10 protein-coding genes are annotated in these 12,596 nt (G+C 41.2%); 3 read left to right on the forward strand and 7 right to left on the reverse strand.

The genetic code is table 11. From position 1 onward, the window contains the following. Positions 1-2 precede the first annotated feature (2 nt). Entirely contained in the window at positions 3-1,355 is a 1,353-nt protein-coding gene (locus EWE74_RS06560; protein ID WP_130140684.1) for a TolC family protein, read from the reverse strand. A 59-nt stretch (positions 1,356-1,414) separates the two neighbouring features. On the opposite strand from EWE74_RS06560, the gene EWE74_RS06565 reads away from it, so the two are divergent. Further along, a complete protein-coding gene (locus EWE74_RS06565; RefSeq protein WP_130140685.1) occupies positions 1,415-2,023 on the forward strand; it encodes a polysaccharide deacetylase family protein in 609 nt (202 codons plus the stop codon). 287 nt (positions 2,024-2,310) lie between these two features. Here EWE74_RS06565 and EWE74_RS06570 read toward each other — a convergent pair whose 3' ends face one another. From EWE74_RS06570 to EWE74_RS06595, 6 genes are all read right to left on the reverse strand, one after another. After that, a complete protein-coding gene (locus EWE74_RS06570; protein WP_130140686.1) occupies positions 2,311-3,141 on the reverse strand; it encodes a DUF4249 domain-containing protein in 831 nt (276 codons plus the stop codon). A 4-nt stretch (positions 3,142-3,145) separates the two neighbouring features. Continuing rightward, positions 3,146-5,464, reverse strand: coding sequence for a TonB-dependent receptor (locus EWE74_RS06575; RefSeq protein WP_130140687.1), 2,319 nt, complete (start codon positions 5,462-5,464; stop codon positions 3,146-3,148). 8 nt (positions 5,465-5,472) lie between these two features. Continuing rightward, on the reverse strand, positions 5,473-6,288 hold the full coding sequence (locus tag EWE74_RS06580; RefSeq protein WP_130140688.1) for an alpha/beta hydrolase: 816 nt from the start codon (positions 6,286-6,288) through the stop codon (positions 5,473-5,475). A 12-nt stretch (positions 6,289-6,300) separates the two neighbouring features. Next, positions 6,301-6,942 (reverse strand): hypothetical protein, encoded by a 642-nt coding sequence (locus EWE74_RS06585; protein WP_130140689.1) that lies wholly within the window; start codon positions 6,940-6,942, stop codon positions 6,301-6,303. A gap of 100 nt (positions 6,943-7,042) precedes the next feature. Continuing rightward, on the reverse strand, positions 7,043-9,964 hold the full coding sequence (locus EWE74_RS06590) for an FAD-binding and (Fe-S)-binding domain-containing protein (RefSeq protein WP_317125943.1): 2,922 nt from the start codon (positions 9,962-9,964) through the stop codon (positions 7,043-7,045). A 164-nt stretch (positions 9,965-10,128) separates the two neighbouring features. Further along, a complete protein-coding gene (locus EWE74_RS06595; protein ID WP_130140690.1) occupies positions 10,129-10,632 on the reverse strand; it encodes a hypothetical protein in 504 nt (167 codons plus the stop codon). Between the two features lie 281 nt (positions 10,633-10,913). Between EWE74_RS06595 and EWE74_RS06600 the strand changes: the two genes are divergently transcribed. Next, positions 10,914-11,393, forward strand: coding sequence for an Lrp/AsnC family transcriptional regulator (locus tag EWE74_RS06600; RefSeq protein ID WP_130140691.1), 480 nt, complete (start codon positions 10,914-10,916; stop codon positions 11,391-11,393). Positions 11,394-11,400: 7 nt separating this feature from the next. Next, positions 11,401-12,516, forward strand: a complete 1,116-nt coding sequence (locus EWE74_RS06605; protein WP_130140692.1) for a DMT family transporter — start codon at positions 11,401-11,403, stop codon at positions 12,514-12,516. Positions 12,517-12,596: the final 80 nt, after the last annotated feature.

The following is a 12,596-nucleotide window of genomic DNA, read 5'->3' on the forward strand; positions in this document are numbered from 1 at the left end:
AGTTAAAAAGTTATAGGGTTTCCGATATAATAATCAATGACCTTTCCGCGAAATACCATTTCGTATTTACGACGGATCATTTCAAATTCTGCGCTGTTCATATTTGTCTGTGCGGTAAACATTTCCATCGAATTGGCCATGCCCACATCATAACGTTCCTTAATCGTTTCATAGGCTACTTTCGATGTATTGAAGGCTACCTGGGAAGCGAAATACTGCTTATTGGCAGATCTTAAATCCAAAATAGCCTGAGCAATCGTTTTTTCCAGATTTCTGCGTGCCAGTGCTTCTTCATTTTCCGCTTGTAAATAGCCTATCTTTGCTTTATTCACCGCTACTTTTGTCCGGTTGTTATTAAAGATCGGGACTTGCAGACTGATTCCCCCTTGAAAAGACTTATTTTCATTAATCTGGTTATAAAACTTCATTTGTTCTCCCGTAATAATGTCTGTTGCCCTAGAGGAATAATTTGTTCCGTACCCTGCATTTAGGCTTAGCGAAGGGTAATAAGCGCCTTTCGCGATATCAATATTTTTGAGTGCCAATTCCTTATAGTAGCTGGCCTGTTCAATAGCTGGCTGGGTCAGCAACGCTTTTTTAAACACGTCATCGAAAGACGTAATCGCATATTCCGCCATAATATCCGCAATACTAGGTCTTTCCAGCGTAAAAGTGGTATCGGGAGACAGTTCCATCAATTGTTTCAAATTGAGCAGTGATAATTCATAGGCATTTTCAGACGACATAATGTTCAGTTCATCCGTTGCCACTTGGTTTTCGGCTTGCGCCAAATCAGCTAATGTTTTGTTTCCGACTTGGAACTGGATACTATCCTGCCGCAACTGTTCACGAGAAAGTTTAACTTGTTGTACAGCCGCTTCAAATAATTCACCATTCGTAATGGCTTCCAAGTAGTTCGTTACGACGGACAATATCAAATCATTTTTGACTTTCTCCACTTCCGTGGCATCAACAGCGAGTTGGATTTTATTCGCTTTGATTTGGTTGACTTTTTGAAAGCCCTGAAATATCGCTACACTGGAAGACAATTGCCCGCCCGCACTCGTTGTCCAATCATTTCCACGAATCAACTGCCCCGAAGTTTGATCAAATGTCAAACCATAATTATAAGTATTGCTAACACCAACACTCAAATTCGGATACAATTCCGATTTCGATTGATAAAGATTCTGCTCACTGATCTGATACCCAAATTCGGCTTGTTTAATTTGTAGATTACGTTCTAATGTTGTCTCTACGGCCTCCTGTAATGTTACTTGTGCATATCCTATGGGAACCTCTATAACGAACAAAATGAAGAATAATACAATATAATAGGATATTTTTCGTGTCATTTGATTAATTAAGCATAAAATGATTTTTAAATTTGGGACAAAAATCTGATATTATCAACATGTATTTTGTTACAGCGCCTTTTTTTTTAAGATGGTACTATCCAAAGGTAACGTTCAATAAGTCTAGAAAACAACGGAAAGTATACTTGACTTTCGACGACGGCCCGATTCCGGAGGTTACGCCTTTTATATTGGACACGCTTGCTGAACATCAGATCAAAGCTACTTTTTTTTGCGTTGGGGATAATATTGAAAGGAACAGGGCAATCTATGAACGTATCCTCGCAGAAGGACATCAGGTTGGTAATCACACCTACAATCACTTACGAGGATGGGATACCGAGGACAATGTTTATCTAGATAATATTGCAAAATGCCAGCAATTAACAGGTACGACCTTATTTCGTCCGCCTTATGCACGTGCAAAAAAATCACAGTTAAATGTATTGCACGACACCTATGAGGTGGTGTTTTGGGATGTACTATCCGGTGATTTCGATGAGCAGATCAGCCCGGAAAAATGTTATCAAAATGTGATTCGACATGTCAAAAATGGTTCGATTATCGTCTTCCACGACAATATCAAAGCGTTGCCTCGCGTAACGTATGCATTGCCTAAATTAATTGCTTATCTCAAGCGATTAGGGTACGATTTTGGAGCGTTGTAGCTCATCGTTGCGTCAGCTGTCATTATTAATCGTCCATCTTGCCATTCAGCTGGTCCAAAAAGCATCGTTTTTGGCGCATTGTTAATACCTTTTGCGCTATAAGTGATGCAAAACGGTAAGTATGGACTCACCCTAAAATACACGTTGATGTCTCGTAACCGTCTTTTTTCAACTAAAAAAGCATGCAAGGGGGGCTATTGGGGTCACCAACTATTTTTCGTATGGCGAGGGGCATTGAAGGTTTGGATCAATATTACTTATGAGCTACCAAGACGCAGGCATTCCCCCTACGGCATCGAAATAGAACTATCCTCAAGACTGTCCCAATCAAAATCCATGTCCATAATCTGCAATCGAAATTCCTGTGCGGAAGCGACCGAAAAATAACCCAGCGCATTATTGGAAATATTCGATGTAGGGTTTGCCGGGGCAGCAGAACCGGGATTTGTACTTTGGTATTCATTCCAATAATCAAATACCTTTTCATCTATGCAATAACGCCGCACCGAAATATAATCTCCCGGATTCAACTCCGCATCCAAATCAGAAACCTGGTGTGTGACATATAGTCCATCATTGAATTTATCTTGAAACACCGTAGAGAAGCGATAATTTGCATCATTTATCGAGATGTCGTACTTATAATAATTAGCTATGTCAGAAGGGTCATTAAATTTGAAAGTCGCAAAATAATAGCTATCTCCAAGAATATTTTCACGGACAATACCCGTAGAATCGACGTCTACATAGGTAGGCATATAACAGGAAGAATGAAACGATCCCCCTTCCGCTTCCACATATAAAGAATAGATTTGTTCCGGTACCGGCGTAAAATCTCTGGCTACATAATTCCCATCTCGTTCGTGCTGAAAATTATGATATCCTCCCCTACTATCTAGTACAAGTACAACCGCATCGGTCACAGCAACCGAGTTCACCGGTTCGTTAAACGCCACTGTTTTCGATACTCTTATACGTTGTGTAGACTGTAAATTCGAGAGGTTTGCTTCAATCACCACCCGGGGATCTGCATCGTTCAAGTTCACATCAATTATTTCTTCGCAGCCCGAAAAAAATAACAATGTACATAATATATAGATGTAGCGTTGAATATTCATATCATCAGAATTTAAAATTCCACGTAACAGATGGAATGATACCAAAGAGCGCTATCTTATAGGCTTCCGTTATATTTGTATTGTTCTTGTTCTCCCGAAAGTCGATAATATAGGCGTTCCTTCGATTGTAAGCATTGTATAAACCAAATGTCCAACTTGAGCGAAAGCGCTTATCCGATAGAACCGGCTCGTAAGTAGCCGATAAATCCAATCGATGATAATTGGGCATTCGGTAGCCATTCCTTTCTGTATAATAGAACATGGTTTTTCCGTCCACTTCATATTTACCGCTTGGAAACGTCACCGCATTTCCGGTGTAGTACACAAACGTGGCTCCCAGCGTCCATTTCTTCGATAATTCATACATACTGACCACCGAAACATCATGCGTTCTATCCTGACGTGCCCTAAACCATTGGCCATGATCAATTTCATCAAACTTACGTTCACTTCTGGCAAGCGTATAACTAATCCATCCGTGCAGCTTACCCGTACTTTTCCGAAGATACGCTTCAACACCATAGGCCCTTCCGATTCCGTACAGCAGATCCCCCTCCAGATACTGGTTTGCTTGCAGATCTGCCCCGTTTCGGAAATCTATCTGGTTGTCCATGTGTTTATAATAAGTCTCTAACGAAAATTCATATCGGTTGTCTTTGAAATTCCGGAAATATCCGACCGCAACTTGGTCTGCAATTTGGGGTTTGATATTCAAACTACTCACCACATATTGGTCAGTAGGCAAACTTGCGGTCGTATTGGTCAATTGATGTAGGTTTTGCGCAATACGGTTATACGACGCTTTGATACTATGCTGCTCATTCAGCAGAAAACTGGCCGAAAACCGTGGTTCGACGTTCAAATAATGCTTTGCAACCGTCCCTCTCCCGTAATATTGCTCTGCGACAGCTTCGCCGTCATCATCATACGTATAAAATGTACCCGGCCCCATCACCATAAAATCGGTAACACGAAGTCCATATAGTACCGAAAGCCAATCAATAGGACTCCAGGTATGCGATACATACGCAGCTACTTCTACGCCCTGACGATTGTCGACATCAATGGAATTAACGGATGTATTCTCGCCTGCCGTTATACTTGCCGGATAAATAGATTGTTGTAAAGCATGAACACCAAAACGCCACGTACTTATCGGATTTTGATAATAGGAAAAATCCTGTTTGAAATTCCAATTACGAATTTTAGATGCTATACCAAAGTTACTATCATCGCTGGACACCTGCACATTATAAGTGAAATCACTGTAAATCAAGGAAGTGTTACTAAATAACTTATCACTAAAAATATGATTCCATCGTACAGTTGCCGTAGCATTTCCCCAATCAAAATTAAAGAGATCGGAATAGCCTAAATCATCCTTACCAAAATAGCCCGATAGATAAAGTGTATTTTTATCATTAAACCTAAAATTGAGTTTCGCGTTGAGGTCATAGAAATAAAGCTTACTTTTATTGACATCATCATCGTTTGACAGTTTCAGGAACATATCCGCGTAAGTTCGACGTCCGCTGATCATAAACGAGCTTTTATCTTTGATTAATGGAGCTTCTACTTTCAGACGGGAAGCGATAAGACCTATCCCTCCTTCTGTCGTCATTTTTTTTTGGTTTCCATCCAGCATCGCAATGTCTAAAACCGACGATATACGTCCGCCAAATTGAGACGGGATCCCACCTTTATAAAGCTGCACATCCTTAATCGCATCCGAGTTGAAAGTAGAGAAGAATCCCAACAAATGCGAAGCATTGTATACCGTTGCTTCATCAAGCAAAATAAGATTTTGGTCACCCCCACCACCGCGGACATAAAAATTGGATGACCCCTCTCCGCCACTCTGTACCCCCGGCAATAACTGTATCGTCTTTAACAAATCTCTTTCTCCAAAAACCACCGGAACATTTTTAACTTCTTCCATCGTAAAGTTAAGCACACCCATTTGTGGATTAGAGACGTTATCGTCCTTCCGCTCTGCCGAAACAACAACTTCCTCTATTGTATTATTCCCTCGACGGAGTTCTACATTCAGCCGATGGCTGTCACTTATATCTATCTCTTCCAAATGGGATTGGTAACCGACGTAACTAAAGGTGACCCGATGTTTTCCCTCCGACAGCGCCAACGAGTAAAAGCCATACGCATTGGTGCTTGCTGCTTGCAGACCCGGCTCTACCGATACAACCGCACCAATTAACGTTTCCCCAGACTCGGCATCCCGAATGACGCCATTGAGCACCACCTGTTGTGCAAACGCATTTATACTACCAAACAGAACCGCAAAAATCAACCACAACCTATTCATCTACCGGTCTATTTCTTAGCATTTTGATCTTGAAAACATTGTGCAAAAAAAGCCATCTGAAAATCTATCGAGCGTGCCCAATATTCGCCGTTATGTTTACCCGGCATCGTCAGATAATGATGCGGTATATTCATATACGTAAGCTTTTCATGTAATTTATTGTTTACCTCAAAAAAGAAATCTTCTGTTCCACAGTCTATAAATAACTGAAGCGATTGGGGTTTAACAAGATGCGTCAATTCGATAACCGTATGGGCATTCCAAACCGCTGGTTTTTCATGATAGTCGCCAAGACGTTTTTTCATGCTCCAGTTATTGGGAAAAGGCCGAATATCTACACCACCGGAGGTACTACCTGCAAAAGCAAATAGATCCTGATGGCGAAACGCTAGGTACAAAGCGCCATGCCCTCCCATACTCAATCCCGTTATTGCACGATTGACGCGGTCAGACCCGACTTTATATTGTCGTTCAACGAAAGGTATAAGTTCTTTGGTAATAAATGTTTCATATTGATAATCGGTAGTTTCCGTATCCCAATACCAACTATCGAAACCGCCATCTGGACAAACGACCATATATCCATAGGTATCGACAAGCTGTTTGATATGGGGAGCAGTCTGCACCCAACTCGCATAATTACCCGAGTAGCCATGTAGCAAATAAAGTGTCGACGTTGCTTTTTTATTTTCCGGAGAAATAACAACCGCTTTGATGTCTTTGCTCATTCGTACACTCTGTACGGTAATCGTATCGACAGTTGCGGCATGTAATGGTAACATACCAGCGATTGTCACTAGCAAAAGAAAAATATATTTCATCATTCCCCGCTTTCTTTACAAACCACCTGTAAATGCCGACAATATACGAGGATATTGCTCCGCATCTTTCGCCCAAATTTTAAAGGAGCGGTTATACAAATTCAATTCTGCAAACACCTCCGCTTCTTCACCGATACTGTTGGCAAAAAATAATTTAAATGCATAGGTCCCATTTCCTGTTAAATCCACTGCCGTTTTATTGGAAGAGAATACAAGCGGCTCGAGTATCGCATCTGTCATCCCACCATCAACTGGCTGTTTGTACAAAGTCGCGACAGCCTTTACAAATCTGTCAGACTCTTCGCCGACCGAGCTAAATTTAATAGCACCTTCGTGGAAGGCCTTTTCCTCATTTACATTTCCATCTTCAAAGACACCACCCGGGATATCTTTGGTTATTTCAATCTGCAACCCCAGTGTATCCGTATCGTTCAACGATTTCCCAACATACACTATAGAGGAATCGGTTTCTGTGGAGTTGACCAACGACAAGAATATTGCCGGATTATCCGTCGTAGACGTTGCGACATACTGCCCAAGATTAGCCGTTAAAGCATCTTCTGTGGCATGCTCATTCCCTTTTTGATTATTTCCGCAGCTTGTTAATGTTGATGCCAACATCATGACGGCTACTGCCTGTAAAAATGTAGTTTTCATCTGTATATATCGTTTTATTTGAACGTCTTCGTGTAACCTTCTTAACCTTTTAAAACTTTAACTTCCTAACTTTAAAAAAAGCAAAATACGAATAAATTGCTTACCGTACCAAAGCATCATATAATATTTCTACGGGATGATAGGATTTTCGTCCGGTGCCATCCTTAATCTGATGCCTACAGGATGTTCCCGCAGCAGCAATAAGGGTTTGCTCATCCGTGGCGCGTACCGCTGGCAACAGTACGAGCTCTCCTACTTTCATCGACACCTCATAGTGCTCTTCTTCGTATCCGAAAGATCCTGCCATTCCACAGCAACCTGAAGGAATAATTTCTACACTATAATTTTGGGGAAACGATAATAATTTCTCTGTATAGCCAACCAGGTGAAATGCTTTTTGATAACAGTGCCCATGCAACTTGACCTTCTTCGCCGCTTTTGTAAACTGTTCCTGCTGAATCTCACCCACTTCCATTTCCCTAACAAGAAATTCATCAATCATCAAGGTGCGATTGGCTAACTTGCTCGCTGCCTCGTGCAAATGCGCCCCAACCAAATCAACATATTCATCCCGAAAGGTGATAATGGCAGACGGCTCTATTCCCAAAAGCGGTGTATCTTCCGTTATCAGATCCTTTAATAGCTCCACATTTCTTTCCGCTATTTCCTTCGCTTCTTTTACAAAACCTTTGGATAAATATGTCCGTCCACTTTCCACGTGCTTGGGTATAATGACTTCGTACCCCAATGAGGTGAGCAGTTTATGTGCCGTTATACCAATAGCGGTATCGTTGTATTCCGTAAATTCATCACTGAACAGGTACACTTTTCGCCTACGGTTTTGTGTGGGTTGCTTCCGCGCCCATCTGGACAACGTCGTGAAATGAACAGTCGGCAACGAACGTTTAGGCGCAAATCCAACCACCGATTTTACCATATTTGCAAAAAATGGGGTTTTAACGACCAAATTATAGATTGGCGCAACATACGAACCCAACCGTTGACTTTTGGTAAAATTGGCGATCACCATCGAACGGAAAGGCACCCCATGCGCATCATAATAATGCTGCAAAAACTCCGCTTTCATCTTGGCAACGTCTACACGCGACGGACATTCACTTTTACAAGCCTTACAACTTAAGCATAAATCCATTACTTCTTTTATCTCCTCATGGTCAAACCGATTTGTTTTCGTCGAATTTGTCAGAAATTGACGGAGCATATTCGCCCTTGCGCGCGTAGTATCTTTTTCATTGCGGGTTGCCATAAAAGACGGGCACATCGTACCGCCCGTAATTTCTGTTTTCCGACAATCACCGGAACCAGAACATTTCTCCGCCAAGCGCAGAATCCCCTCATCTTTTGTAAAATCAAAATAGGTTTTTATCTGCTTCCCATCTACCACCTTGTCATAACGCAATGACGTATCCATCGGTGGAGTATTGACAATCTTATTTGCATTGAATACACCATGCGGGTCAAAAATCGCCTTTGTTTCCTGCAGTAATTGATACACCTGTTCGCCCAACACTTTCCCAATAAACTCACCCCGCAAACGCCCATCACCATGTTCACCGCTCAACGATCCATTGTATTTCAACACCAAATCCGTCGTACGCTCTAATATCGCACGGAACTTCTGACGCCCTTCTGTCGTTTTCAGATTGATAAACGGTTCGATATGTAATTCGCCCGCACCAGCGTGCGCATAATAGGAAGCATGCACATTTTCTTCTTTCAGCAAAACCTGTATATCGCTTACATACGCCGGCAGATCTTCCGGGGATACAGCACAATCTTCAATCAGATTGACGGGCTGTTCATCGCCTGGCAGATTCCGTATCAAACCCAGTCCCGCCTTACGTACATCCCAAACCAGATTTGTTTGCTGTAGACCGACAATAAAAGGATACGCATAACCCAACCCCTTCTCCACGAGGTCCTTTTTCAATGCCTCCGCTTTTTGGTAAAGTTCCGTCTCGTCATCTGCACGGAACTCGATAATGAGTAATGCCTGTGGATCCCCTTCGATAAAAAAACGGTTATACTGATATGTAGGATGCCCTACCGTAAAGTCCAATATATATTTATCAACCAACTCCGAAGCTTCAGGATGGTGAGATAAAGCGACGATATTCCCTTTCATACATTCTACCATATCGGCAAAATGCACACACAACAAACCGATCTCCTTCGGTGGAAGTGGCATTAAACGTAACTTAGCTTCGGTCACAATACCTATCGTTCCTTCTGATCCCGCCAACAACTCACATAAATTAAATGGCTTCTCCTCGTCTACCAGAAAATCTAATGCATATCCCGTATTCCGTCGAGTCAATGTTTTTTTAGGGTAACCGGATACAATTGCCTGCTTATTTTCCGGAAGGGATAGCAACGTATTCAGTTTGCGATAAATTTCGCCTTCACGCGTCGAAGACGCCAGTTTTTCGAAAAGTCCGGCTTCATCCAACGCTTTAAAAACCACTTCTGACGTATCATCGAGCAGTACCTTAGCTTCCAACAAATTCTTGCGCGTATCCCCCCACACTATCGAATGCAAACCGGATGAATTGTTGCCGATCATACCGCCAACCATGGCACGGCTTGCTGTGGACGTTTCCGGACCGAACATCAATCCATACGGCCGGAGATAGCTATTGAGATCATCGCGGATCACACCGGGTTGCACGCGCACCCAACGCTCTTCCAGATTCAGTTCCAATATTTGGTTAAAACAGCGCGATACGTCAACGACAATACCACTTCCCACTACTTGCCCCGCAAGCGACGTACCCGCTGTCCGCGGAATGAGCGTCAAACGCTGTTCACCGGCGAACAAAATAAGTTTCTTCAGATCTTCTTTGCCTTGTGGAATGGCTACTGCAAGTGGAAGTTCTTGGTATACAGAAGCATCAGTGGCATAAGCCAACCGCATCGTCTGGTGTTTCGGGTTTTCGGGTAAATAAAACAACTCTCCCATCAATAGGGAAGATAGTCGGCTTAGTTCATGTATAATTTGCACGTTTGTTTTCGTATTTGACAGAAACAAAACTAATTAATTTGGTCAGCTTTTTCGAATTGTTTCGCTTTTTACAAAAACATTTGTTATCGACTATTAGAACGACTGTATATTTAAAATTTCTTATGCTTTCTAACTTTTTTCACCATGTCTATCAATATACTTGATCAATCCAGTAAAGCTTCACGCAATGCTTGTCGGGATCCATAGAAGTTAAGACTACCCTCGTAAACAATATTCCATTCATTATTAATTCCCTCGACCTCCTCGTCTTCTTTCGCATTGTTTACCTGTCTAACCATAACGCACCAAAGAAATCGCTCTTTGAGATAAGAGAGTGAATGCGATTGCGTTTCGCTCCATATACCACCGCTGTTCATCCACACATAACTTAAATTATTACCGACCACAGATGTCATCTCTTTTTCAAAATCGCCTTCTTCGAAATCTTGATTATCTTCATCATAGAATAATCTTTTGGCCTTGCCATTCTCGATACGGAGAACGAGATAGTTTGTACTTTCTTCGTTTTGAACATTTTTCAATGAGCCGGCCCAATAGCCATCATAAGAACCTAAGTTTGCTACAAATTGTGCATCTACTTCTACAATGCCGACAAAAAGCGCGACAAACGCTATTACAGCGATCCGGATGTTGTGTTTTAGTTTCATTTTTGGATTTTTTTAATATTTTTTTTGTATTTATCTTTATTACAATATGCTAAAGTTAATTATGTAGCACTATTTCTCAAATACCCATTAATGGGTATTTTTCACCAATGTAATTCAGATAAAATGAGCAATACGAAAGGTGCAAACCACGATCGTCACCATTCTAATAAAACATAGATTTTCATAAAAATATTCTAAATATAAAATATTTAACAGAATTATATTCATAAATAGATATAATATTTTGAATATAATTCTTTTACCCGTATCTTTGCAGTAAGATGGAAAAATTAGAATTTAGCTTAGATCAAATTGATTATCAGATACTGCGCATCATGCAGGAAAATGCACGCACGAACAATGCAGATATTGCAAGGGAGTTGGGCATGGCACCTTCTGCCATTTTAGAGCGAGTTAAGAAATTGGAACAGAAGCAGGTTATCTTACAATACAATGCGAAAATTAATCCAGATGCGCTCGATCAGAAGCTGCTATCCTTTATTTTCATCAAGGCGCAGGATCCGATAGGAACGCAAAAAGTAGGATTACTCTTAGCGAAGATTCCCGAGGTACAAGAAGTACACGATATCGCCGGTGATGATGGTTATTTGATTAAAGTACGGACTAACGACGCTGCTGGATTAGTAGACCTCATGCGGAATGCATTAGGAAAAATACAAGAAATCATTTCCACGCGTACTACTATCGTTTTAGAAACCGTAAAAGAAGAACAAAAACTCGTTATTCCAACAGAAGATTAATACGGATATGACAAAAGGAAATCAAAATATGCCAGCCACAAGCAGCATTATCTTTGCATACCTTGTAGTATACATCGTGTGGGGCTCTACTTTTTTCTTTATAGAAAAAGCATTACATAGTTTCAGTCCGTTTGTTCTGGGTTCTATCCGGTTCATCTTAGCAGGCTCCATCCTAATGGGATATTGTTATGTAAAAGGATATAAGCTTTTCGCAAAAACGGCTGTTAAGGATGCACTCTTTGTGGGATTTTTACTGCTATTTATCGACATGGCTGCCGTTATCTGGTCAGAACAGTATATATCGAGTGGTATCGTCAGCATTATTGCCGCAGCAACAGCGATATGGTTTGTTGTACTTGATAAACCAAAATGGAAAGAGAACTTTTCGAGCTTACCCACGGTATTAGGGTTAATTTTCGGCTTTTTAGGCGTTTTTATGTTGTTTGCCGAACAGCTTTTTGTACAGGCAGATCCTTCGGGAGATAAAAGCATCAAAATCACAGCCATGTTTGTTTTGGTCTGCGGAACAATCGCGTGGACGATAGGCTCTTTGATATCTAAATACAGTAAAGAAAAAAGAAACCAACAGATGCAGGAGCGTGGAGAAGAAGATATACACGTCATGGTAAAAACAGCCTGGCAGATGGTCTGTGCGGGTATCGCCTTTACCGTGGTTGCTACTGTGAATGGTGAATACGCCCGCTTTCAGATACGTGATGTATTGCCGGAAGACTGGGGAGCTATCCTATATCTCGCAACTATGGGTTCTATTTTAGCATTCGGCAGCTATATATGGTTGCTCCAGTATCGCCCCACTACCGAAGTTAGTACACATGCATATATTAACCCTATCGTAGCTTTAGCATTAGCTCATTATTTCACCGACCATCGTGTGAGTTCGTTACAGATCATAGGCTTAGTTGTTGTACTGGGCAGTGTTCTATTAATGAATTGGAACCTTTACAAAAACAACAAAAAATCCAAAGTTTATAAACGTGCTAAGCGAATAAAAAAATTGCGGGAGTTAGCACCGCATAGCAGTATCCCAAGGATTATGGCATTATCTAATTTCAATCAAAGACACGAAAAGAAAAAAGAAACGATAGCTAATCAGCATGAATAAAAAAATGTTCTTCTACACTGTAGCATTTTCTTTCTGTATCCCGTATAATTTCTAAAACATATCGAGTAAACGAAACTTGC

This window comes from Sphingobacterium corticibacterium (assembly GCF_004208525.1).
Classification (GTDB): Bacteria; Bacteroidota; Bacteroidia; order Sphingobacteriales; family Sphingobacteriaceae; genus Sphingobacterium; species Sphingobacterium corticibacterium.